Annotated in this window: 22 protein-coding genes and 1 tRNA gene; 12 read left to right on the top strand and 11 right to left on the bottom strand. The window is 67.7% G+C overall.

Going from position 1 to position 23,547, the window contains the following annotated elements; all coding sequences use genetic code 11:
• The first annotated feature begins 37 nt into the window (after positions 1-37).
• Positions 38-1,156, top strand: a complete 1,119-nt coding sequence (locus tag HF024_RS07770) for a hypothetical protein (protein ID WP_168689189.1) — start codon at positions 38-40, stop codon at positions 1,154-1,156.
• Positions 1,157-1,177: 21 nt separating this feature from the next.
• Here HF024_RS07770 and HF024_RS07775 read toward each other — a convergent pair whose 3' ends face one another.
• The 3 genes from HF024_RS07775 to HF024_RS07785 are packed head-to-tail and all read right to left on the bottom strand — an operon-like array spanning position 1,178 to position 4,047.
• Positions 1,178-2,065 (bottom strand): alpha/beta hydrolase, encoded by an 888-nt coding sequence (locus HF024_RS07775; RefSeq protein ID WP_247597355.1) that lies wholly within the window; start codon positions 2,063-2,065, stop codon positions 1,178-1,180.
• A 48-nt stretch (positions 2,066-2,113) separates the two neighbouring features.
• Positions 2,114-2,632 (bottom strand): hypothetical protein, encoded by a 519-nt coding sequence (locus HF024_RS07780; protein WP_085369497.1) that lies wholly within the window; start codon positions 2,630-2,632, stop codon positions 2,114-2,116.
• On the bottom strand, positions 2,629-4,047 hold the full coding sequence (locus HF024_RS07785) for an MFS transporter (RefSeq protein ID WP_168689190.1): 1,419 nt from the start codon (positions 4,045-4,047) through the stop codon (positions 2,629-2,631). The genes HF024_RS07780 and HF024_RS07785 overlap by 4 nt, the downstream gene beginning before the upstream one ends.
• Before the next feature lie 137 nt (positions 4,048-4,184).
• Between HF024_RS07785 and HF024_RS07790 the strand changes: the two genes are divergently transcribed.
• Positions 4,185-6,041, top strand: a complete 1,857-nt coding sequence (locus tag HF024_RS07790; RefSeq protein ID WP_168689191.1) for a glycoside hydrolase family 15 protein — start codon at positions 4,185-4,187, stop codon at positions 6,039-6,041.
• Here the strand turns inward: HF024_RS07790 and HF024_RS07795 are convergent.
• Together HF024_RS07795 and HF024_RS07800 are read right to left on the bottom strand one after the other, a co-directional pair.
• The gene (locus tag HF024_RS07795) at positions 6,007-7,149 is read right to left on the bottom strand and encodes a hypothetical protein (RefSeq protein WP_247597356.1); all 1,143 of its coding nucleotides are present in this window, start codon (positions 7,147-7,149) and stop codon (positions 6,007-6,009) included. The genes HF024_RS07790 and HF024_RS07795 overlap by 35 nt on opposite strands.
• 74 nt (positions 7,150-7,223) lie before the next feature.
• Positions 7,224-8,237 carry an adenosine deaminase gene (locus HF024_RS07800; protein ID WP_168689192.1) on the bottom strand — a complete coding sequence of 338 codons (1,014 nt, stop codon included), beginning with the start codon at positions 8,235-8,237 and terminating at the stop codon, positions 7,224-7,226.
• Between the two features lie 63 nt (positions 8,238-8,300).
• On the opposite strand from HF024_RS07800, the gene HF024_RS07805 reads away from it, so the two are divergent.
• Positions 8,301-8,771 carry a DUF2809 domain-containing protein gene (locus HF024_RS07805; protein ID WP_168689193.1) on the top strand — a complete coding sequence of 157 codons (471 nt, stop codon included), beginning with the start codon at positions 8,301-8,303 and terminating at the stop codon, positions 8,769-8,771.
• Here the strand turns inward: HF024_RS07805 and HF024_RS07810 are convergent.
• Genes HF024_RS07810 through HF024_RS07820 form a run of 3 tightly spaced genes read right to left on the bottom strand, consistent with a single transcriptional unit; the run spans position 8,674 to position 11,770 of the window.
• Positions 8,674-9,654, bottom strand: coding sequence for an NAD(P)H-quinone oxidoreductase (locus HF024_RS07810; RefSeq protein WP_168689194.1), 981 nt, complete (start codon positions 9,652-9,654; stop codon positions 8,674-8,676). The genes HF024_RS07805 and HF024_RS07810 overlap by 98 nt on opposite strands.
• Positions 9,654-10,895, bottom strand: a complete 1,242-nt coding sequence (locus HF024_RS07815) for an ABC transporter permease (RefSeq protein WP_168689195.1) — start codon at positions 10,893-10,895, stop codon at positions 9,654-9,656. The genes HF024_RS07810 and HF024_RS07815 overlap by 1 nt, the downstream gene beginning before the upstream one ends.
• Positions 10,895-11,770 (bottom strand): ABC transporter ATP-binding protein, encoded by an 876-nt coding sequence (locus HF024_RS07820; protein ID WP_085369544.1) that lies wholly within the window; start codon positions 11,768-11,770, stop codon positions 10,895-10,897. The genes HF024_RS07815 and HF024_RS07820 overlap by 1 nt, the downstream gene beginning before the upstream one ends.
• A gap of 129 nt (positions 11,771-11,899) precedes the next feature.
• Between HF024_RS07820 and HF024_RS07825 the strand changes: the two genes are divergently transcribed.
• Together HF024_RS07825 and HF024_RS07830 are read left to right on the top strand one after the other, a co-directional pair.
• Positions 11,900-12,265 (top strand): metalloregulator ArsR/SmtB family transcription factor, encoded by a 366-nt coding sequence (locus HF024_RS07825; RefSeq protein ID WP_085369504.1) that lies wholly within the window; start codon positions 11,900-11,902, stop codon positions 12,263-12,265.
• Positions 12,262-12,738 (top strand): SRPBCC family protein, encoded by a 477-nt coding sequence (locus tag HF024_RS07830; protein ID WP_168689196.1) that lies wholly within the window; start codon positions 12,262-12,264, stop codon positions 12,736-12,738. Before HF024_RS07825 ends, HF024_RS07830 begins: the two co-directional genes overlap by 4 nt.
• A gap of 93 nt (positions 12,739-12,831) precedes the next feature.
• Here HF024_RS07830 and hisN read toward each other — a convergent pair whose 3' ends face one another.
• Entirely contained in the window at positions 12,832-13,629 is a 798-nt protein-coding gene (gene hisN, locus HF024_RS07835) for a histidinol-phosphatase (protein WP_168689197.1), read from the bottom strand.
• Between the two features lie 117 nt (positions 13,630-13,746).
• Here hisN and HF024_RS07840 point away from each other — a divergent pair.
• A tRNA-Lys gene (locus HF024_RS07840) sits at positions 13,747-13,822 on the top strand.
• Positions 13,823-13,930: 108 nt separating this feature from the next.
• Here HF024_RS07840 and HF024_RS07845 read toward each other — a convergent pair.
• Entirely contained in the window at positions 13,931-15,220 is a 1,290-nt protein-coding gene (locus HF024_RS07845) for an O-antigen polymerase (protein WP_168689198.1), read from the bottom strand.
• Positions 15,221-15,484: 264 nt separating this feature from the next.
• Between HF024_RS07845 and HF024_RS07850 the strand changes: the two genes are divergently transcribed.
• Positions 15,485-16,579: an acyltransferase gene (locus HF024_RS07850; protein ID WP_168689199.1), complete on the top strand. Its 1,095-nt coding sequence runs from the start codon at positions 15,485-15,487 to the stop codon at positions 16,577-16,579.
• 66 nt (positions 16,580-16,645) lie between these two features.
• Here the strand turns inward: HF024_RS07850 and HF024_RS07855 are convergent, their stop codons facing one another.
• A complete protein-coding gene (locus HF024_RS07855) occupies positions 16,646-17,779 on the bottom strand; it encodes an AI-2E family transporter (RefSeq protein WP_247597357.1) in 1,134 nt (377 codons plus the stop codon).
• Positions 17,780-18,009: 230 nt separating this feature from the next.
• Here HF024_RS07855 and HF024_RS07860 point away from each other — a divergent pair, with 230 nt between their 5' ends.
• The 5 genes from HF024_RS07860 to HF024_RS19770 all read left to right on the top strand — a co-directional run bounded on the left by HF024_RS07860 (position 18,010) and on the right by HF024_RS19770 (position 23,541).
• Positions 18,010-19,203, top strand: a complete 1,194-nt coding sequence (locus tag HF024_RS07860; RefSeq protein ID WP_085369510.1) for an ROK family transcriptional regulator — start codon at positions 18,010-18,012, stop codon at positions 19,201-19,203.
• The gene (locus HF024_RS07865; protein ID WP_168689200.1) at positions 19,200-20,390 is read left to right on the top strand and encodes a Gfo/Idh/MocA family oxidoreductase; all 1,191 of its coding nucleotides are present in this window, start codon (positions 19,200-19,202) and stop codon (positions 20,388-20,390) included. The genes HF024_RS07860 and HF024_RS07865 overlap by 4 nt, the downstream gene beginning before the upstream one ends.
• Before the next feature lie 223 nt (positions 20,391-20,613).
• Positions 20,614-21,738, top strand: coding sequence for a sugar ABC transporter substrate-binding protein (locus tag HF024_RS07870; RefSeq protein ID WP_247597358.1), 1,125 nt, complete (start codon positions 20,614-20,616; stop codon positions 21,736-21,738).
• Positions 21,738-22,694, top strand: a complete 957-nt coding sequence (locus tag HF024_RS07875; protein ID WP_168689202.1) for a sugar ABC transporter permease — start codon at positions 21,738-21,740, stop codon at positions 22,692-22,694. The genes HF024_RS07870 and HF024_RS07875 overlap by 1 nt, the downstream gene beginning before the upstream one ends.
• Positions 22,687-23,541, top strand: coding sequence for a carbohydrate ABC transporter permease (locus HF024_RS19770; RefSeq protein ID WP_085369514.1), 855 nt, complete (start codon positions 22,687-22,689; stop codon positions 23,539-23,541). The genes HF024_RS07875 and HF024_RS19770 overlap by 8 nt, the downstream gene beginning before the upstream one ends.
• Positions 23,542-23,547 lie beyond the last annotated feature (6 nt).

The following is a 23,547-nucleotide window of genomic DNA, read 5'->3' on the forward strand; positions in this document are numbered from 1 at the left end:
CCGCCGGGAAGACTGCCCCGTGCCGTAGGGTGTCGGCGTGACCATCGACGCCGACACCCTCCTGCTCGGGCCGCGCGGACGACGGGCGTCGCTCATCGTGGCGGCGCGATCCAGCGGAGACGAGGCCATCTCGTCGACCCTTCTCGGCGCGGTGATGGAACTCGGCGGAGCGCTCGATCCCGCGATGGGCCACGGCAGGGTCCACCTGACCCTGATGGCACAGGACGGAGACGAGGACGAGGACGACCACGAGCCGTTCGCACCGATCACCACTCCCGATGACCTCGGTGCTGCCCTCCTGACCGCGCCCATCCACGACCACTTCATCGACCCGCTCGCCGTGCTCGACGAGGTGGTCGGCACCGCGCGCTATTGGCAGGAGCCCGAGGGAGAGGATTTCCTCACAGCCCTCCCCGCTCTCCGCCCTGCGCTGCTCCGCTCCGCCCGTGTGCTCCTCGCCCATCCGGATGCGCAGTGGTGGGACGAGCCGGTCGATCCCGCCGACCAGTGGGCCGTCGACTTCGATCGCGACGAGCCGCTGCCGACGCGGGCGGGCACCCCGGATGCCGGAGGCTTTCGCGCCGCCGCGGTGGCCGAGGAGGAGCGCGCACGCCTCGACCGGCCGTCCGACGTGACCGCGAACTACTCGGGAACCTGGTGGTCCACTCCGCTCGTCTGGTCGGCGTCGTTCACGACGACCAGGAGCATCGGCGACCACGGTCCCGCTGGGCTCCGGCTGGTCGAGGACTCGATGGGCTGGGAGGCCGCGCACGCCAGGCGGGTGGGCATCCGGCCGTCCGCGCGCGTCTACGAGCTCCGTCGCGCCGAGGACTGGACTGAGCTGTGCAGTCGTTACCCGCTCGACGTGACCGCCTCCCGCCGGCACGACTGGTATCGCACGACGGGGAGGGACGGTGCCTGGGTGATCCCGGACTGGACCGCGGTCGCCGAGCAGTACGACGGCGTCCACCTGACCGCCGCCGCCTACCTGCAGGCCGCAGGCCGGAGCCTGCCCGTCGACGAGGAACGCGCATCCGTCGTCGCCGGATGGGACCCGGATCAGACCTGGTGGTTCCGCGCGGACGTGCTGCGGTTCAGCGACGACGAGGGAGTCGCGTGGCGACGCGGGGGAAGGCCGGACTGGCGAAGGGTGTGACCGGTCGGCGCGCCCGTTCCGTCACACCGGCGCAGCCGCCCACGCGAACACCAGCGGCAGCGTCGCAAGCACCGACACGTGCCCGTCGCGTGGGCGCAGCAGAAGGTTGGCGTTCGGGATGCTCTCCAGCAGGGCGAGCGTGTGGGCGACGGGGACGACGCGGTCGGCCCTGCCGTGCACGAGGAGGGCGGGCGCGGTGATGTCCGCCGGGTCGAAGCCCCAGTCGGACACATAGGCGACGTCGTCGTCGGATTCGCCGGCCGGTCCCTCCGCTGCTCCGGCCTGCGCGTCTGCGCCGAGCGGCGCCCAGTCGGCGGAGAGTGCCGCCCAGTCGCGGTCGGTGAAGGAGGACTCGTCGAACTCGGCGTGCTCCGCGTGGCGGAGGCGCGCATCCCGGCCGAGCACAGCGGTGAGGAGTGCGTCGGGGGAGGCCATCCCGGCGAACCAGTCGTCGGACTCCCAGCGCGGGGCGAGCGAGGCGATCGTGGCCACCGCGCTGACCCTGTCCGGTGCCAGGGCCGCGCAGGCGAGCGCGTGCGGGCCGCCACCGGATGCGCCGACCGTCGCGAACCGGTCGATGCCCAGTTCGTCGAGCACCAGGAGGGCGTCTGCCGCAGCGTCGGCGACGCTGCGGTCCGGCCGTTCGGTCGAGCCCGGGTAGCCGGGCCGGGCGACGGAGACGACGCGGAGACCGGCGGCTTCCGCGGCGGCGGCGATGGGCGCGATGATCGCGCCGGTCTGCGGGGTGCCGTGATGCCAGAGCACCGTCGCGCCCGCCCCGGATGCTCCCGAGTCGAAGAAGCGGACGGTGCGGCCGTCCGGTGTGGTGAGTTCGCGCGCGCCGTCCGGCACGGACCCCTCGCGCTCGTCGGCCTCGTCGCCGGCGGTGCCTTCCTCCTGCATGGTCATAGCCGGATCGTACGCCTGGTCGGCCGCGGAGCAGAGGTTTGGCCGGACTCAGTGGATGACGGCCTTCAGCACAATCATCGCGATGCCGAACAGGGCCGTGGTGATGGAGCCGATGATCCGCACCGGCCAGGAGTCGCCGCGGAGGGCGAACACGATGTACCCGAGCACCGCGAGGATCGCGACGCCGAGCCAGAGCGCCGTCCACAGCGCGACCGTGTCGTCGACGACGCGCAGCCCGCCGAGCAGGAGCACGAACGACGGAGGGACAGCGGACGTGAGGAACCCGACCGACCGCCGCAGAGAGCGTTGGAACGACGCGGACAGCCCTCCGCCGCCCTCCTCCTCCACACCGTGGCCCGCGATGGTCCCGGCGTAGACGTGCGCCGCCCAGAAGACGATCACCGTGGTGAGCACCGTCAGGAAGACCTGCATCGAGGTGGCGTGGTACGAGCCCGCTGCGACGATCATCCCGCTGACGAGCACGGTCCCGTACACCGACTCCTCGGTGATGTAATCCACCCGCGCGCGGCGGAGCGCGGCGTTCGCGGTGCGCGGCCGCGGTGTCACGTCGCCGCCCGGATGCCCGGTGCGGGATGCCGAGCGCTCGCATCCCTGGGCAGCAGCAGCGCGGCGACGAGTCCGCCGAGTCCGAGGACGGCGAGCACCGCCATCGCCGAGCCGTATGCCGCAGAGCCCGCGGCGACGTTGGCGATCAGGATGGTGCCGGCGATGGCCGTGCCGAGGGTGGAGCCGAGGTTCGAGACGCTGCGGGACAGTCCGGAGATCTCGCCCTGCGCCTCCTCCGGGAAGGCGGACTGGACCACGTTCACCGACGGTGTCAGCATCAGGCCGAGGCCGGCCCCGATGAGGAAGAGACCGGGCACGAACGCCCAGTCGGTCGTCGTGACCGCGACGAGCCAGATCAGCAGCACGATGCCGGGGACGCAGAGCACGAAGCCGGTCAGGATGAGGCTCCGCTGCGAGAACCGCCGAGCCAGCCTGCCCGCGACCAGGGAGGTGAGGAGCAGCCCGACCGTCGCGGCGGTGAACAGCACCCCGGTCGCAATGGCGCTGTAGCCGCGGACCACCTGCAGGTACGCCGACACCGTGAAGGACGTGCCCATCAGCAGCACCCACTGCACGTTCTGGGTGACGAGGGCGATGTTCGACAGGCGGTTGCGGAACAGCGAGGTCGACAGCAGCGCTTCCTTCCCTGCGTGCTCGCGGCGCCGCACCCACCAGAAGAACAGCACCAGGATCACGATCCCGGCGACGATGAGCGTCACCATCAGCGGCACGCTGTTGTCGGCAGCGAGGATGCCGAGCACGAGCACGAACAGGCCGAGCGCGGAGAGCACGGCCCCGACCACGTCGAACGGCCGCTTCGGATCGGCCGGGATGGGGTCGGTCAGTCTCCTGCTCAGCAGCAGGATGACCACGATGATGAGCGCCTGGAAGAGGAAGGCGGCACGCCAGCTGATCGCGGTGGTGATCAGCCCGCCGATCAGCGGACCTGCCGCGGCCCCGATGCCGCCCAAGCCGCTGATCACGCCGAACGCCCACGCCCGCGTCGGGATGTCCGACAGGTAGACCGTGGTGAGGATGTAGACGGGAGGGATCAGCAGGGCGGTGCCGACGCCCTCCAGGATGCTGTTGCCGAGGATCAGCGCCCACAGCCCCGGCGATGCGGCACTCACGAGCGCACCGGCGCCGTAGACGATGAGTCCCAGCGTGAAGCAGCGCTTCCTGCCGATCTTGTCCGTGAGCTTCCCGGCGGGGATCATCAGCGCCGCCATCGTCAGCAGGAACAGCGTGATGCTGATCTGAACGCCCTGCACCGTCGTGTCCAGATCGCGGGAGATGTCGCTGATCATCACGTTCATGTTCGACCCGGCGAAGCTGCAGATGAACTGCGCGAGAGCCAGGGGCGCGATGAGCCGTCGCACGTCGGAACGGGACGTGCCGGTGAAGGATGCGGTCATGACGACCTCCTGCCGGAAAGGTGGACTTTCCGCTGGCACCGGATCATAGTCCTCGCCCGCTGCCGCGGATATCCCCCCACTGGCCACCGTCGCCCTGCCGGGTCTATAGTGAGCGCCATCGTCCGAGGAGGGCTCCCATGACGGAGACACCGAGACATGCATTCCCCGATATCGCAGAGCACGGACTGATCGGCGACCTGCAATCCGTGGCACTGGTGTGCACGGACGGGACCATCGACTGGTTCTGCGCCCCGCGCTTCGACTCTCCAGCGGTGTTCGCATCGCTTCTGGACAGGGAAAAGGGCGGATACTTCCGCATCCACGCCGTCGACGACGACGTGCGAGTGAAGCAGATGTACTTCCCGCAGACGGCCGTGCTGATCACCCGGTTCATGAGCGCATCCGGTGTCGCCGAGGTGATCGACTTCATGCCGCTGGCCGACGACCCCACCGTCGCCACCGACGAGCGCCGCATCCTGCGCGGCATCCGCGTGGTCAGGGGCGAGGTGAGCTTCCGGCTCGAGTGCCGCCCGCGGTTCGACTTCGGGCGGAGGGCGCACACCGCATCCACCAGTCCCGAGCGGGTGGACTTCGACGACGGGCAAGCGGGAGCCGCCCTGCTCGGGCTCGGCGACGACACTCCGGATGCTGCGGCGCTCGCCGCGGGGGACGTCGTGCTGGAGTTCACGATGTCGGCGGGGCAGCTGCGGCTGTTCGCGTTCCACACCGCCCCGGGCGACGACGCGGACGGACTCACCACGCAGCACGGGCAGGAACTGTTCCGGCAGACCGTGGAGTTCTGGCGAGACTGGCTGCGGGTGAGCACGTACACCGGCAGGTGGCGGGAGGCGGTGGAGCGCTCGGCGATGGTGCTCAAGCTGTTGCAGTACGCGCCGAGCGGCGGCCTGGTCGCCGCCCCGACCGCCGCGCTTCCCGAGCAGCTCGGCGGCGTGCGCAACTGGGACTACCGGTACACCTGGATCCGGGACGGTTCGTTCTCGGTCTACTCGCTGCTCGCGCTCGGGTACACCGACGAGGCCGTCGCGTTCGCGCTGTGGGTCGCGGACCGGGTCGCCGAGCAGGCGGGGGAGGCCTCCGGCCCGCTCAAGATCATGTACAGGATCGACGGCTCCTCCGACCTGCAGGAGCTGGAGCTCGACGGCTTCGAGGGCTACGAGGGCTCCCGGCCGGTCAACGTCGGCAACGGCGCGGCCGACCAGTTGCAGCTCGACATCTACGGCGAGGCGTTCGACGCTCTGTTCGTCACCGAGAAGTACCGCCGTATCGGGCATCCTGGTTGGGCCAAGCTGCGCACGGTGCTCGACTGGCTGGCCGAGAACTGGGACCAGCCGGACGAGGGCGTCTGGGAGACCAGGGGAGGCCGCAAGGACTTCACCTACGGGCGCATCATGTGCTGGGTGGCGTTCGACCGGGCGATCAGCATCGCCAGGGAGCGCGGCCTTCCCGCTCCGCTGGAGACCTGGATCGGCGCCCGCGACGCCATCTACGAGCAGGTCTTCACCCACTGCTGGAACCCGGATCGGAAGGCGTTCGTGCAGTATCCGGGCACGGACGTGGTGGACGCGATCACCCTGCTGATGCCGCTGGTCGGCATGATCTCCCCGCACGACCCGATGTGGCTCTCCACCCTCGACGCGATCGGCGACGAGCTGGTCACCGACAGCCTGGTCTACCGCTACAACCCAGCGGCATCGCCGGACGGGCTGCCCGGGGAGGAGGGAACGTTCTCGCTCTGCTCGTTCTTCTACGTGATCGCCCTGGCGGACGCCGACCGCATCGAGGAGGCCCAGTACGCGTTCGAGAAGATGCTCACCTACGGCAACCACGTCGGGCTGTTCGCGGAGGAGATCGACCCGGCCGGGAGGCAGCTGGGCAACTTCCCGCAGGCGTTCACCCACCTGGCGCTGATCCGCGCGGCAATCGTGCTGGATGCGGCGCTCACCCGGCAGGAGTCGCGGCGCCAGCGCCCGTGACGGGCTCCGCCCTCGGCGCACCGGTCGCGGCCCCGCTCACCCGCAGGTAGACGATGAGCCAGCTGAACACCACCACCCCGGCCACCAGCTCCGTCGCCGTGAGCACGTAGTACCCGACGACGTAGAACAGCAGCATCACCACGATGGTGGCGAAGAACACGTACCCGAGCACGAAGAACGACGCGGGCGCCTGGGGGAGCGCCGCGCGCACCCAGAACACGACCAGCGAGAACGTCAGCACCATCCCGACGGCGGACACGTTGTGCAGCACGGCGGAGACGTTGAGCGGGAACAGCCCGACCCCGGCGAGCAGCACGCCGATCAGGATGAGCGCCACCCGCACCCGGATGAGCGCCGCCCTGCTCCTGCGCGCCTCCGGCCGGTCGTCGGCGGGCGCCACCAGCCCGCGTGTGTCCGTCGCATAGCGGGCCAGCGCCGTGACGATCACCCCGGCGATGATCAGGGTCAGGTTGAACGAGAACGACGACACGCTGCTCGACATACCGAGAGCGCTGAGATGCAGCATCCACCAGTGCGGGTCCGGCGCGCTGAGCATCGCGGTGAGGATGCCCACGATGACGAACACGGCGAGAACGGTCGACAGGCGCATCAGGTCCATCTGCACGGACGACAGGAAGACGATGTACGCGGTGACGGCACAGGCGACCGCGGCGAGGGCGGCGGCGGACAGGAAGTAGACCGTCGCATCCTGGAACCCGTTGTCGAGCACGGCGCTGAGCGCGAGCCAGCCGAGCAGGGCAATGACGCCGTGCGCGAGCGCGATGACGATGGTGTCGAACACGTCGGCGGCGGTGGCCCGGCCTGCCCGGTCGCCCTCGGTGCTCGCGGCGGCGGGCGCGCGGAACGGCCGCGGTCCCTCCCGCGTCCACAGGCGTCCAGCGACGTAGGCGAGCGCCGCGATCACCCCGGCGGCGATGGCGACGAATTGGCCGAGGGAGTCCGGCCCCGCGATCGCGAGGCTCGCTCCCCAGAACAGCGGCAGGGCGACGACGAGCGCGAGGACGAACGCCCCTCCACCCGCGACGATGGCGGCGCCTTCCGCGCTCAGCAGAGGTGCACGTCGTGTTCCAACTCCGGTGCTCGCCATCGCATCACCCCGTCAGCAGTGCGCTCACTGTACCGCCGCGGACGGGCGCTGGGCTAGAGCCCTGTTCCCGGCGGTCAGCCGCGCCAGGCGTCCACGTCGTCGAGCAGCTCCTGCTTGCGGTCGTCCGACGCGAACGACGCCTCGATGGAGGTGCGCGCGAAGCGCTCGGCCTGCTCGCTCGTGACGCCGAGCGCATCCCGGACGGCCACGAAGTTGTCTCCGATGTATCCGCCGAAGTATGCCGGGTCGTCCGAGTTGATCGTGACGGGCGCCCCTGCCGCATCCAGCCGGAGCAGTGGATGCTCGTCCAGCGTCGCGACCGTGCGCAACCGCAGGTTGGACAGCGGGCACATGGTCAGCGCGATCCGCTCCTCGGCGAGGCGTGCGACCAGCTCCGGGTCGTCGACGGCACGGATGCCGTGGTCGATGCGCTCGGCGCCGAGCAGGTCGAGCGCCTCGCGGATGTACGACGCCGGACCCTCCTCCCCGGCGTGCGCGACGACGTGCAGGCCGGCATCCCGCGCTGCGGAGAAGACGTCCTGGAACAGCGACGGCGGATAGCCGACCTCGGCGGAGTCGAGGCCGACGCCGATCAGGTTCTCGCGGCGGCTGAGGCCGGCGTTGAGGATCTGGTCGGCGGACTCGACCGGCTGGTCGCGCAGGAAGCTGAGGATGATGCCGCCGGTGATCCCGAGGTCGCGCTCGGCCTCCTCCAGCGCGCCGGAGATGCCGTCGATGACGGTCTCGATGCGCACGTCGCGCGCGGTGTGCGCCTGCGGGTCGAAGAACAGCTCGACGTGGCGGACGCCCTGCGCTGCGGCGGTGGTCAGATAGCGCCTGGTGAGCTCGGCGAAGTCGTTCTCGGTGCGGAGCACATCCATCGTCGCGTAGTAGAGGTTGAGGAACGACTGCAGGTCGTCGAACTCGTAGAGCGCTGCCAGCTCGTCCACCGACGAGTACGGGAGCGAGACGCCGTTCTTGCCCGCCAGTTCGAAGACGAGGTCCGGTTCGAGCGTGCCCTCGATGTGGAGGTGCAGCTCGGCCTTCGGCAGGGCGAACAGAGCGGAGTCGGAGGCAAGATCGGTCATCCTCCGATTTTGTCATCCCGGGGAGGGACGTGCCGACCGGATGCGCACCCGTAGCCTCGGAGGATGAGCACGAGTAGCCTGTCCCGCCGCGGCAGACGATCCCGCCGCGCCCGACTGGCCGTCGCGGCCGCGTGCATCCTGGTTGCCGGGCTCGCCGTGCACGCTTTCGCGGACGGTCCGGTCGGCGGGTTCGCCGGGGACGCCCTCTACGCCGCCCTCATCGCGGTGATCGTGGCGTTCGCCGTTCCGCGGGCGGCCCGGTGGGTGGCTCCGGTCGTGGCGCTGGCGTTCTGCTGGGCGATCGAGGTGCTCCAGCTCACGCCGCTGCCGCGCGCGATCGAGGTGGCGGTGCCCGGCAGCTACTTCGTCTTCGGGTCGACCTTTCAGTGGATCGACCTTGTCGCGTACGCGGTGGGCGTCGCCGTGGTCGCCGCGGTCAGCCGACCTGCAGCAGGATCTTCCCGAGATGCGCGGACGACTCCATCCGGCGGTGCGCCTGAGCGGCGTCCTCCAGAGGGAACACCGAGTCGATGACCGGGTGGATGCGACCGGCTGCCAGGTGCGGCCAGACGTGTTCGCGCACTCCGGCGATGATCGCCACCCGCTCGGCGAGCGGCCGTGCCCGGAGCGTCGTGCCCCAGATGCGTGCGCGCTTGCTCATCAGCAGGCCGGTGTCGATGGATGCCGGGGTGCGATCGCGCGTCGCGATCGACATGATGCGCCCTCCGACGGCGAGGGCGTCCAGGTCGCGGGCGATGTACGCGCCGCTGACGATGTCGAGCACCACGTCCACGCCGCGTCCGTCCGTCACGTCGCGCACCACCTCGACGAAGTCGCTCTCGCGGTAGTCGATCGCGGCCTCGGCGCCGAGCGAGCGGCAGAACTCCACTTTCACCGGGCTGCCGGCGGTCGCGATCACCGTCGCCCCGAACACCCGGCCCAGCTGGATCGCCATCGAGCCGATCCCGCTCGACCCTCCGTGCACGAGCAGGGTCTCGCCCTCCGCGAGCCGGCCGAGCTGGAACACGTTCGACCAGACGGTGGCAGCGACCTCCGGGAGTCCCGCTGCCTCGACGAGGTCGACGCCCGGGGGAACAGGGAGCACGAGGCCGGCATCCACGGTCACGTATTCGGCGTATCCGCCTCCCGGCAGCAGCGCGCACACCCGGTCGCCGACGGCCCAGCCGTGCACGGACGAGCCGACCTGGTCGATCTCGCCCGACACCTCGAGCCCCGGCCACTCCGGTGCTCCGGCCGGCGACGGGTAGTACCCGCGGCGCTGCGACAGGTCGGCGCCGTTCAGTCCGGCCGCCGTCACCCGGATGCGCACCTCGGTGTCCGCCGCGACGGGCTCGGCCACCTCCGCGAGGGTGAGGACGTCCGCGTCTCCCGGCGTCGTGACGACGACGGCGCGCATCAGGACCGCGTCCCTGCCGAGTTCGAGCGGCGGCTCAGCACATCCCGGATCTTCACCTTGTTGGTGTACTCGATCGAGCCGTAGCGGAACAGGCGCACCGCGATGCGCAGCACGACGGCGGACAGCACGAACAGCTCGACGATGATGACGATCGCCTGCCAGAGCGGCAGCGTGCCGAACGCGTTCAGGATCAGCGCCGTGATCGGCGCGGTGTACGGGAAGAACGCGAGCACCTGCACGATCGCCGACTGCGGGTTGCTGATCGCGAACCCGGACGCGTAGAGCGGGATCACGATGGAGAAGATCACGATCGAGAACAGCGGGGCGGCGTCCTTCGCGGTCGGCATCACGGCGCCGACCGCCACGAGCGTCCCGGTGAACAGCGCGAACCCGCCGATCAGGATGAGCGCGCCGACGATCATCTTCTGCGGCTCGAACACCAGCCCGGACAGGTCGAGGCTCGGGATGGACAGCTGCTCCCGGAAGAACAGGTAGCCGACCACCACGGGCAGCGCGAACACCGCCATCTGGATGATGCCGATCATGAACAGCGAGATCACCTTGCCGACCAGCAGGCTGGTGGGGTTGATGGTGGTCAGGATCATCTCGGTGACCCTGTTCTCCTTCTCCTCCAGCGTGGAGTTCAGCATCTGGTTGCCGAGGAAGACGATGACGATGAAGAACGCCACCAGGAAGATCAGGGCCGGGATGATCGCCTCGAACCCGGGAGCGACGGCGCCGTCCTTGAACGTGGTGGTCGAGGTCTGCACCTCGCCGCGCAGCACGGCGACGTCGGTGGGGGAGTCGATCCGCTTTTCCACGCTGGCGGAGAGCACGCTCTCCGCCGCCGACGAGTACTTGGCGTTCTGCAGCAGCCCGGCGTCCGCGCCGTAGACCTTCACGGTCTGCTTCGCCGGGTCGGCGGGGAAGTCGAAGAAGGCCGCCGAGCTGCCGGACTTCACGGCGTCGATCCCGGATGCGCTGCTCTCGGCGGGCGAGCCGCCCAGCTGCCGGGCGACGGACGGGTCGACCAGCCCGGACGCATCCACGTACTGGAACTCGAAGCGGGCGTTCTTCTGAGCGTCCGCCGTCTGCGCCGTGGACACGTTGGAGGCGACGACGAGGCTGATCAGCGCGATGGCGAAGATCGGCACGATGAGCGTGATCGCCCAGAACCGGCGCTTCGACACGGTGCGGAGGAACTCGAACGAGACGACGGTCCCGAGGTTGTGCTGAGCCATCAGTCTGCCTCCCTGCTGTCTGCTCCGTACACTTCGACGAAGATGTCGTCGAGCGACTTCCTGGTCGGTGCGAAGCGGGTCACGTCGAGCCCGGCATCCACGAGGGAGCGGAGGATCGCGGCGGTGTCCGCGTCGTTGGCGACCTCCAGCTCGGCGTGGCCGCCCGCATCCCGGGCGATCGTGTATGCGGGGGAGGAGGGGATCGTGCCGTCGTGGTCGACGTGCACGACCGTGCCGCCGAACTGCTCCTGCACCTCGGCGACCGTGCCGTATGCGCGAGAGACGCCGTCCTTGAGGAGGATGACGCGGTCGCAGAGCCGCTCGACCTCCTCCATCTGGTGGGTGACCATCATCACGGTGGAGCCCGAACGCTTCTGGTCGTCGATGATGTCCATCAGCAGGCGTCGGTTGACGGGGTCGAAGCCCTTGGTCGGCTCGTCCAGGATGAGCAGCTCCGGGTCGTTCATGATCGTCACGCCCAGCTGCACCTTCTGCTGCTGGCCGCCGGAGAGCTTGTCGAGGCGCACCTTCTCCTTGTCGCCGATGCCGACCCGTTCGAGGTAGCCGCGGGACCAGCGCCTGGCCTGCTCCTTGCCGAGGCCCTTGAGCTTGCCGAAGTAGACCATCACGTCGATGACGGACTCCTTCTTGTACAGCCCGCGCTCCTCCGGGAGGTAGCCGAGCCTGTCGCCGGCCTCCGGGCTGAACGGGCGGCCGTCGATGTGGAGAACGCCGGCCGTCGGCTGGTAGATGCCGAGAAGCGCGCGGATCGTGGTGGTCTTCCCCGAGCCGTTGCTGCCGAGGAAGCCGAACGTCTCTCCGCGCGCGATGTCGAAGGAGAGGTCGCGGATGACGGTGGTGCGGCCGAAATCCATCCGGAAGTGGTCGATGTGCACGAGGGGTTCCTGCGTCGGACTGCTCACGCATCCACATTAGGGGTTGACGGGTCGTGGGCCGCGGATTATCGTATTCAACGTAACAGTTGATAAAGGAATCGGTTGTATATGACTCAGGATGTGGACGCGGACACGCGGCTCGACCGCGCGTTCCAGGCCCTGGCCGACCCGGTGCGCCGAGCGATCGTCGCCCGCCTCAGCAGGGGCTCTGCGACGGTGAACGAACTGGCGGAGCCGTTCGCGATCACCACGCAGGCGGTGTCCCGCCACATCCACGTCCTCGAAGAGGCCGGACTCGTCAGCAGGACGAGGGAGGCGCAGCGCCGCCCCGTCCACCTCGAACCGGCGGCCCTCGAGGAGCTCACCTCGTGGATCGACGGCTACCGGCTCATCCACGAACAGCAGTACCGCAGTCTCGACAGCGTGCTCGCCGGCCTCGGCGGCACGGCCACACCGAAGGAGAAGAAGAAATGAGCAACGCAGTCACCATCACCGCGCCGGACGGTCTCCCGTACGTCGACATCGAGCGCGAATTCGACTATCCGGTCGAGAAGGTGTTCCTCGCCCACAAGGATCCGGCCCTGATCGCCCAGTGGCTCGGCCCGCGCGGCTACGAGATGGACGTCGAGGAGTACGACTACACGACGGGCGGGCACTACCGCTACGTGCACCGCGACCCGAACGGCGGGGAGTACGGCTTCCGCGGGGTATTCCACGTCGTGCGCGACAACGAGTTCGCCATCCAGACCTTCGAGTTCGAGGGATACCCGGATGTGGTCAGCATCGAGTCCGTCACGTTCGAACCCCTCGACGGAGGACGCACCCGCGTGAAGGCCCACGCCGTCTACCCGACGCTTGAGGCGCGAGACGGCATGGTCGCCTCCGGCCAGGCGAAAGGCGTCACCGAGGGCTACGAGCGCCTCGACGCCGTGCTCGCCGCGGGCTGACCCGTCCGCCTCTCCCGCCCAACCAATCGAGTCCGAACCTCTTCACGCGACACGCCGGTCGCAGGCGTGAACGGGTTCGGACTCGATTGCGTGTCAGGCGAGCGCGGCGAGGAGGGCCGGGTGGAGGAGGCCGTTGCTCGCCAGCGAGGAGCCGTTGCCCGGGCCGGCGTCGCCGGTGACCGAGGTGAAGGTGCCCCCGGCCTCTTCGACGATCGGGATGAGCGCGGCGAGATCGTAGGTCTTCACGTCGAACTCGCCCACCGCATCCAGAACCCCCTCGGCCAGCAGCATGTACGACCACATGTCGCCGTATGCGCGATCCCGCCACACCTGCCGGGTGAGCGCGATCAGCCTGTCCAGGTATCCGGCGCCATCCCACTGGGCGATGCTCTGGAAGCTGATCGAGGCGTGCTCCAGATCGGAGACGGCGGACACCCGCAGCCTGCGCGGCTCGCCACCGGCCTCCGACAGCCAGGCCCCAGCGCCCTGCGCCGCCCACCAGCGCCGATCGAGCGCCGGCGAGCTGACGACCCCGACCACCGGCTTGCCGTCGACGGCCAGCGCGATCAGCGTGCCCCACACCGGAACGCCGCGCAGATAGTTGGCGGTGCCGTCGATGGGGTCGACGATCCACTGCCGGGATGCGTCCCCCTCCGTCCCGAACTCCTCGCCCAGGATGCCGTCCTCCGGCCGTTCTGCCGCGATGAGCTCCCGGATGGCCCGCTCCACGGCCAGATCCGCTTCGGTGACATGGGTGCGATCCGGCTTCGTGTCGATGTGCAGATCCAGCGCGCGGAACTTCTCCGCCGAAATCGAATCGGCCAGATCGGCCAGCCGGACGGCCAGCGCCAAGTCGGCGGAGAACGGAGAGGATTCGGTGTCGAAAGTCACGTCCAGAGCCTACCGATCCGAGGTGAACACCCGGTGGCGCGCCCGGCGTCCCCTCGATTGGCGATGAGGCCGAAATGGATGCTAGTGTTGAGCCTCGTTCGGGTCGCCGAACAAAACGCACCTCTAGCTCAATCGGCAGAGCAACTGACTCTTAATCAGTGGGTTCTGGGTTCAAGTCCCAGGGGGTGCACCACAGGGAAATGCCCGGTCAGGCGCAAGTCTGACCGGGCATTTTCGTGAGCCGACGTGCCGAATGTCTTCTCGGCCAGACGATGACCGCGTATCGCATCCGGTCGTCTCTTTATCGTTGATTCTCGTTGTCTGCACACGCAGCGTCCGCGGGCTGCTTCGCGGGCGTCCGTCGTCGGAACCCTGGCCACCGGATGATGTAGAACGCTGCGGCACCGAGGGCGAGCTGGAACAGGACGTCGAGGTTGAACAACCGGAATGCCTGTGGCAGCGAGAACAGGAGCGCGGCCGACGACGCGGCGACCCAGGCCCATTCCATACTGCCCTGTTCACCTCGACGGTGAGCGTAGAGCGCCAGCGTGCCGAGTATGGCGGAGAGCACGAACACTCCGACGTATCCGAAGTCGAACCACATCTGCCCAAAGCCCGTGTAGACGTTGAACCACATGGGTGAGTGCACAGCACCTGCGATCGTGTTTGGCACGTGCACGTCGGGGAACACTGCGTTCACGAGCTTCAGTGGAGTGAAGATGGTGGTTCCCCACTGGAACGGGTCGACGCCCATCCTGGTGGCGGATGAGAACGCTGCGATGCCGCCCATGAAGTAAAGAACCGGTGCGGCGATCCAGCCAGGGAGCCAGTTCGAGTACTCGGTGGCGGTGTCATTCTTCGACAGGCTCGCTCCGACGACGGTGAAGTACACGAGGCCGGCAATCACCGCGACGCCCATGATGACGTACACGTAGATCGGGAACGGCTTCCGCCCTGGTGGGTGGTCGTCCTTCGCGAGTGACTGGCGGGCGTACAGCCAGAAGACCACTGTCACGACGAGCAACGTCAGGAGGTTGATGCGGGCAGGGTTCTGGGCGACCAGCCCGAACGCCGCCACGCTGATCAACCACCACCATCGGGAGAACCTGTACGCGCCGTACACGCCGAGGCAGGAGACGACGGGCCCGAGCGCGGCGAGGAGGACGACGGGGCCGCCGCCGCGGGCGACGGTGTTCTGCGCCGCGCGGATCTCTTTGAGGCTGAGGTGCTCGTAGGCCTCGCCTGCCGCGTTAGCCACACCGGCACGGAAGGCGATCACGCCGATGACGAAGAGGGCGAAGATCACGATCGTCACGACGAGGAATCGGCGGAACGCCAGCTTACGGTCTCCCTGGCGGGCGACGTGCGGTTTCAGATGGGGCAGGAACGACGGCGCGGCAAGGCCGATCAGTCCGAGGCTGATCGCGATGAGCGTCACCCAGTTCAGAGGTTCGAACCGGATCGGCTGCAGCAGGTAGAGCAGAAAGATCCCTGCCCACAGACACAGCGACCACGCGAGCGGGCTGCGACGGTCTCGGTACATCGAGAACCCGGCTGCGGCCAACGCTACGAGCAGCGCGACGAACTCCATCTACTTCAACCATTCTTCGGGTTCCGGGAGTCATCCCCCCAGTTGATTCATCTACTGATTCTGCCCGATGTTTCGGCGCCCGATGTCCAATCCGTACCGCCCGCCCCGTTCTGGGGACGGATGAGAGATGTTCTCATGGTGGACGGCTCGGTCGATCAGACCAGGATCGGCAGCATCGCCGCTTCCCGCGGCGCTAACTCGACCCCTGGCGAGGACCGCGCGATCGCGCGTGAAGTCGTGAATCGCATGGAACAATAGCGTCTCGTGACCATCTTCGATCCGCGGCAGAACAGCATCGGCTTCCTGAGATTGCTGTTCGCAACCCTCGTGATCGTCGAACACGCCTGGCCGCTCGGTGGGTTCGGGACTCACCTCGGGCGGACCGAGAACAACGTTGGCTTCCTCTGTGTGGAGGGGTTCTTCGCCCTTTCGGGTTTCCTCATCACTCGGAGCGCGTCCCGGCAAAGCACGGGGCGATATTTGTGGCATCGCATTCTCCGCATCTTCCCCGCTTACTGGGTCTGTCTACTGGTGATTGCAGTGGTCTTCGCGCCAATCGTCTGGCGGACAGGCCACTCTCTGTGGCGCTACTTCACTGCGACCCCGACAGCGGTCGGTTATGTGCTGAACAACTCTCTGCTATCGACCATGCAGCAGGGAATCGGCGGGACTTTGGCTTCCAACCCGTTTCCAAACCTCTGGAACGGGCCTCTCTACACGCTCTACTACGAATTCATTTGCTACCTGGTGGTCGGCGGCCTCGCTGCGCTCGGGGTCTTGAACGCGAAGACCGTCCTGACTGTCGGAGCAGGTGTGTGGGTGTGGCTGCAGCTCATCGAGGTGGGGGCAGCGGGCGTGGTCGATAACCGTCAAGCGACGCTCACCGTGTGCTTCATGGTCGGTTCCCTTGCGTGGTTCTTGCGAGAGAAGGTACTCACAAAATCAGCGGGGCTCGTGATCGGTGTTTGCGCGATCCTCGTGGCTGGGCTGACTTACGTGACTCTGGGCTTTCATCAAGTCGGGATCATCGCTTTCGCGTTTGCATGTATCTGGGCTGGCTGCGTGCTGCCCTTTCGCAAGGTCGGAGTCAAACGAGACTTCTCCTATGGCATGTACATCTACGGCTGGCCCGTCTTACAGATCGGTGCCTTCTTCGGTCTTCAGAAGCTGGGGCTTCCCCTCTATCTCGCTTCGACGCTCGTCGTGACGCTCGGGCTCGCAGCCGCGAGTTGGTATGTGATCGAGTCAAAGGCTCTTCGGTTGAAGGGCGCATCGGCACCGAGATGGCTCGTGGGCGAGCCTCGACTGGAGAGTGACCCAAGCTCTCGGAGAGGTGAAAAGGGCGTAGCGACGGAGTGACCGCGATGTGCGGCGGTCTGCGCAATGGATGCGGACGGCCTGCCCCAGTCGAGATGCTGCCGACCCCTACCGCAACTCTTTCCGCGGCATCACGATCTCTTTGATGATCAGGATGATCCCCGCCGAGATCGGGATGGCGACCAAGGCCCCGGGCAGCCCGAACAGCGTCGACCCGGCCAGCGCTGAGATCAGCACCACTGAGCCAGGCACCTGCACCGCCTTGCCCATCACCTTCGGCGTGAGGATGTATGCCTCGACCTGCATGTAGATCAGCATGAAGATGAGGACGACCAGGCCGGAGACGGGGGAGTGGATGAAGGCGAGGACCGTCATCGCCGCCGTGGTCAGCACCGTTCCGATCAACGGGATGAGGGTGATGAAGAAGGCGAGGATTCCGATCAGGAATGCGCCGGGCACGTCGGTGATCAGCAGCAGGATGACGCTGTAGACCGCGTTGAAGAACGCGAGCACCACCATCCCGCTCAGGTATTTGCCGAAGTTGCGCAGGATGCGTTCCGAGTATTTGACGAACGTGGGCCTGCGGGAGGCGGAGACCAGCTTGTATCCGGCCTCCTTCGTCGCGTCGTAGGTGGCGATGAAGTAGATGGTGAGGATGGCGATGAAGAAGCCGGAGGTCAGGCCGTTGACGACAGACAGGCCGAAGCCGACCAGGCCGGTGCCGAGGGAGGCCCACACCTCGGGTTTCTGCACTTCGGTCGAGACCCAGTTGACGAGGGCGCCGAGGACGCCGTTGCTGGAAGCGTTCGCCGGGTCGAACCAGCCTTGGGCGCGGAGGTTCGCCACCTCTTTCGGGATGGCCGTCGCCAGGAACTGGATCTGCTGGATGACCAGCGGGAGCACCACCCAGACGATCGTGATGATCACCGCGATGAGCAGCAGGATGACCGTGACGATCGCCCACGGCCGGGACATGTGCCTGCGCTGGAACCACCGGATGAGCGGGTCGAGGCCGACCGTGGCGAACATCGCGAGGAAGACCATGAAGATGATCGAGCGCAGGCCGTACAGGGCGAAGCCGGTGATGATCGCGCCGACAGCGCCCAGCGTGACGATGTAGCCGAGCGCCAGCGGGCTGCGCTGCAGCATGGACTGCTGCGGCGGCTGCGGCGGCTGCGTCGCCTGACCCTGCTGCGGCTGCTCTGTTGTGGCCGGTGGTGGGGCGTGTCTGGTGAGGCGCATGACGCCCTCCTCGGCTCGGTGTATGGCTGGTGCCGAGCGTATTGCCAGCGGGCTATCCGGGACAAGTCACTGCGGCATCGGCGCGGGATGCCGGCGGCGTTCGTTACGAATATGTAAACGCCTTTACTTCTATCTGTTTCGCTCTTGACGCCCGCATCCGGCGCATGCTTCACTTGCGGCAGCAATTAAGCAACGAGGTTTCATTGTAAGCGGGACGGGAGAACCGGCGGATGGCATTCGGTGGACACGGCCAGGAGCCGGACGCGTCGCGGCAGAGGGCGGCGAACGCCGCCCGGTGTGCGCTCGCCGTCCGGCAGGGCGGCCGCGGAACCGTCGCGCAGATCGCCGCACGCACGGGACTGTCCCGCCCGACCGTCGAAGTCGCCCTCACGACGATGCGCGAGCGCGGCCTGGTCGTCGAGGTCGACGAGCACACGCTCGGCGGCAGGGGAGCGGGACGCCCGGCGCGGCTCTACGACTTCGCCGCGGACGCCGGATACCTCGTGGGCGTCGACGTGGGCATCCACCGGGTGCGCGTCGCCATCGCCGACCTCGCCGGTGCGATCGTCGGCTGGTCGGAGCGCGAGATCGACGGCAGTTCACTCGGCGCCAACCGGATGAGCGTAGTGCGCCAGGTGGTCTCCGACAGCCTCGACGGGCACGAGGTCGACCGGTCGCGCCTGGTCGCGATGACCGTCGCCGTCTCCGGTCTCGTCGGCGAGGACGGCAAGCTCATCGTCTCCCGCAACTTCCCGGACTGGGAGGGCGTCGACATCGCCGGCCACCTGCGTTCCGAGTTCGGCTGCGAGGTGGTGGTCGAGAACGACATGCGGCTCGCCGCCCTCGCCGAGCACCGGATGGGCGCATCCCGCCTGGTCAACGACTCCGCGTACTTCTTCCTCGGGCACCGCATCTCGATGGGGCTCATCATCGACGGCAAGCTCCGTCGCGGCGCGCACTCCGCCGCCGGCGAGGTGGGCGAGATCGTCTTCTCGATGAAGGTGAACGAGGCCGGCCAGCTCAGCTGGAAGACCGCGCCCTCCGGCGAAGAGGTGTTCCGGATGGCCGTGGAGGGCGACGAGGGCGCCCGCGAGGAGATCGAGTCGTTCGTCGGCGGCCTCGCCACCGGCATCGCCACGCTCACGATGGCGGTCGACCCCGACGTGGTCGTGGTCGGCGGCGGTCTCTCCCGTGCGGGGGAAGCGCTGCTCGAACCGTTGAGGAGGGCCGTGATGCGCGAGATCCGGCTGCCCATCCACCCCACGATCATCCAGTCCGAGCTCGGCGCCGAATCCGTCGTGCTCGGGGCGCTCGCGCTCGCCTTCGGCCAGTCGGCCGAGCGGGTCTACGGGACGGCGGACGTGCCGGAGCCCGACATCGATGTCGCGGGGGCGAAGGCCCTCGCAGAGAGGATCACCGCATGAGTTCCACGGAAGCAGGGTCGCCGCTGAGGCTGGCCGTCATCGGCGTGGGGGCGCGGTCGTACATCGCGAGCCACGCGGTCGACTCCGGCAGCGGGACGATCGTGGCCGTCGCCGACCCCAGCAGTGCTGCCAGGGAGCGCGCCGCCGAGCAGTTCGGCGCGGGCATCGCCACCTTCGCGAGCCACCGCGACCTCATCGACGCCCGGGATGCGCAGGGCGGCAGCATCGTCGACGCCGCGTTCGTCACCTCCCCGGACCACACCCACGCCGAGATCGCCATCGACCTGCTACGCGCAGGGATCCCGGTCTACGTGGAGAAGCCGCTCGCGATCAGCCTCGACGATGCGGACGCGATCCTGGCTGCGGCGGCCGAGAGCGGCACCCGGCTCTACGTCGGCCACAACATGCGGCACATGGCCGTCGTCACCCTCATGCGCGACATCATCCAGCGCGGCGAGATCGGCGAGGTCAAGGCCGTCTGGTGCAGGCACTTCGTCGGGAACGGCGGCGACTACTACTTCAAGGACTGGCACGCGGAGCGCGCCAAGTCGAACGGGCTGCTGCTGCAGAAGGGCGCCCACGACATCGACATCATCCACTGGCTCGCCGGAGGGTACTCCGAGCTGGTCACCGGGATGGGCGGCCTCAGCCTCTACGGAGACATCACGGACCGCAGGGACAACTCCGACCGCACGATGCCCGAGTGGTTCTCGCTCGACGCGTGGCCTCCGCTCAGCCAGACCGAGCTGAACCCCGTGATCGACGTCGAAGACATCTCGATGGTCACCATGCGCCTCGACAACGGCGTGTACGCGTCGTACCAGCAGTGCCACTACACCCCCGATTACTGGCGCAACTACACGGTGATCGGCACGGAGGGCAGGCTGGAGAACTTCGGCGACACCGACGGGGCCGTCGTGCGCGTGTGGAACACGCGCACGACCTACGACCCGGCCGGGGACGCCGAGTACCGGGTGAACGGCGACGAGCGGGGGCACCGCGACGCGGACCGGCTCACGGTCGACGAGTTCATCCGGTTCATCACGGACGGCTCGGAGACCGAGACGTCCGCTGTCGCTGCCAGGAACGCGGTGGCGACAGCCGTCGCAGCAACCGAGTCCATCCGCGACGGCTCACGGCCCATCGCCGTGCCTGCCGTGGACGAACACGTGGCCACGCTGGTGTGACCACGCGGTATTCCCGGGCCGGCGAGGACAAGTCGCCGGCCCGGGAGGCACCACAACAACACTCACATTTCAAGGAGAACCAATGCGAAAAGCCCTACTAGCCGCCGGGGCGGCGGTCGCAGCCGCTGCCCTTCTGGCCGGATGCTCGTCCAACACTGGAAGCGGCTCCGGTGCCACTGCCGATCATAATCTGTCGGCCTCGATCTCCTACGCATACTGGGACGTGAACCAGAAGCCCGCGATGGAGGCGCTGATCAAGGACTTCAACAAGGAGTACCCGAACATCAAGGTCACCAGCCAGGTGACGCCGTACCAGAACTACTTCACCAAGCTGCAGACGCAGGGCTCGTCGAAGACGCTGCCCGACGTGTTCTGGATGAACGGACCGAACTTCCAGCTGTACGCATCCAACGGGCTGCTCGAACCGATCGGCTCCGGCATCGACCCGTCGAACTACCCGAAGGCGCTCGACGAGCTCTACAGCTACGACGGCAAGCAGTACGGCGCTCCGAAGGACTTCGACACGATCGGCGTCTTCTACAACAAGGCGGTCTTCGACAAGGCCGGCGTCGCGTACCCGACGGCCGACTGGACCTGGGACGACTTCCACCAGAAGGCCAAGGCGATCTCCGACAAGCTGAAGGCCGAAGGCGTCTACGGCGTCGCGAGCGGTCTGAGCGGCGGCCAGGAGGTCTACTACAACACCATCCTGCAGGCCGGCGGCGACATCATCTCGTCCGACGGCAAGAAGTCGGGCTACGACTCCGCCGCAGCGATCAAGGGCCTGCAGTTCGTGCGCGACCTCGTCGCGGACGGGTCGTCGCCGACGCCGTCGCAGCTGTCGGACACCCCGCAGGACCAGTGGTTCATCAACAGCAAGTCGGCCATGATCTGGTCGGGCACCTGGCTGAACTCCGAGCTCCTCGCATCGCCGATCAAGGACACGATCGCCCTCGCTCCTCTGCCCAAGGGCGAGAAGCAGGCCACGGTCATCCACGGTCTCGCCAACGTCGTCGCCAAGGACTCCAAGAACAAGCCGGCGGCCGTCGCGTTCCAGACCTACCTCGCCGGCAAGCAGGCGGCGCAGACCCAGGCGGAGATGGGCGCGGCGAACCCCGCGTTCAACGGCACCCAGGACGCCTTCGTCAAGACGGCGCCGTGGGATCTGAACATCTTCGAGAAGGCGGCGGCGGACTACGCGTACCCGTACCCCATCTCCAAGAACACGGCAGCGTGGAACAAGGCGGAGAACGACCTGCTCCCCGACGCGTTCTCCGGCAAGCGCCCGGTGGCCGACGTGGCCAAGGAGCTCGCCAAGCAGATGAACGCGGACCTCGCCAAAGAGTAATGTCCCTGTCCACCGCAACCCAGGAGGCGGGCGTCGTGACCACGGCGCCCGCCACCCGGCCGGCCGCACCGCGCAAGCGGCGCACCGACCGGAAGGAATGGCTGTGGGCGGCCCTGTTCGTCGCCCCGCTGCTGTTCGGCGTCCTCGTCTTCTACATCTGGCCGATCATCCGGAACGCGTACTTCAGCTTCACCACCTGGGGCGTCTTCGGAGGAGCGACCTGGAGTGGACTGGCGAACTACCAGGCGATGCTCGCCGATCCGTCGTTCTGGCGCTCGATCGTCAACACGCTGATCTACATCGGCTTCCTGCTGATCGGCATCCCGCTCGCGGTGATCTTCGCCAGCCTGATCAACCGGCCCGGGCTGCGCTTCGCCGCCCTGTACCGCACGGCGTTCTTCCTGCCGTACGTCGCGATGCCCGCGGCAGTCTCGATGGTCTGGCGGATCATCTTCAACGGCGACTTCGGCGTCATCAACTATGCGCTGTCGCTCGTCGGCATCAAGGGGCCGAACTGGCTCTCCACCGAATGGGTCGCACTGATCGCGGTGGGACTGGTCGGGATGTGGATCTCGCTCGGCTTCAACCTCATCGTGCTCTCCGCCGGCATGAAGGGTATCCCGCCGGAGATGTACGAGGCGTCGAGCCTCGACGGCGCGAGCAGGCTGCGCCAGTTCTTCTCGATCACGGTTCCGCTGCTCAGCCCGTCGATCTTCTTCGTCTCCGTCATGACGGTCATCACCGGCTTCCAGCTGTTCGACCTGCTCTACGCGCTGATGGGGACGCAGAACCCGGCGCTCAACCAGACCCAGTCGATGGTGTACCTGTTCTTCGCCCACCAGCAGACCGGCGACAACGGCTACGCAGCCGCCGTCGGGATGGCGATCCTCGTGCTCGTCGGCGTGTTCACGATCATCCAGTTCCGGATGCAGAAGAGGTGGGTGACGTATGTCTAGCTCCGTCGTCGTCGGCGCGAAATCGGGGCGCGCCCGGGTGGGGACGGGTGTCACCCACCTCGTCCTGATCGTCGCGTCGATCGTGATGATCTTCCCGTTCGTCTGGCAGATCCTGATGTCGCTGTCCACGAACGCGCAGGTCACCTCCGTGCCGCCGACCGTCTGGCCGGGCACGCTGCACTGGGAGAACTTCGCCCACGTGTTCGACCAGCTGCCGTTCCTCAACCAGCTCTGGGTGTCGGTCGCCGTCACGGTGATCCGCACGGTCGGCCAGCTGTTGCTGTGCTCGATGGCCGGGTATGCGTTCGCCAGGATGTCGTTCCCGTTCAAGCGGACGATCTTCGCGCTCGTGCTCGCCATCCTGATGGTGCCGCCGCAGGTGTACCTTTTGCCGCAGTACCAGATCGTGCAGGGCCTCGGCTGGCTCAACACCATCGCCGGAATCGCCGCCCCCGGCATCTTCAGCGCGTTCGGCACCTTCCTGATGCGCCAGTTCTTCCTCGGCCTGCCCGACGAACTGGCCGAGGCGGCCCGCCTCGACGGAGCGAACCACTTTCAGACCTTCTGGAAGGTGATGCTGCCGCTCGCCAAGCCCGGCCTGTCCGCGCTCGCGATCATCACGGTGCTCGCCTCGTGGAACGACCTGCTCTGGCCGCTCATCGTCGCGACGGACTCGACCCAGATGCCGCTCTCGGCCGGTATCGCGACGCTCACCAGCCAGCGGTCGATCCCCGACTACCCGCTCCTGCTCGCCGCCAGCCTCCTGGCGATGGCGCCGGTGCTCATCCTCTTCCTGATCATGCAGAAGCGCGTCATCGACGGCATCGCATTCTCCGGTCTCAAATAGAAAGAA

This window comes from Leifsonia sp. PS1209 (genome assembly GCF_012317045.1).
Classification (GTDB): domain Bacteria; phylum Actinomycetota; class Actinomycetes; order Actinomycetales; family Microbacteriaceae; genus Leifsonia.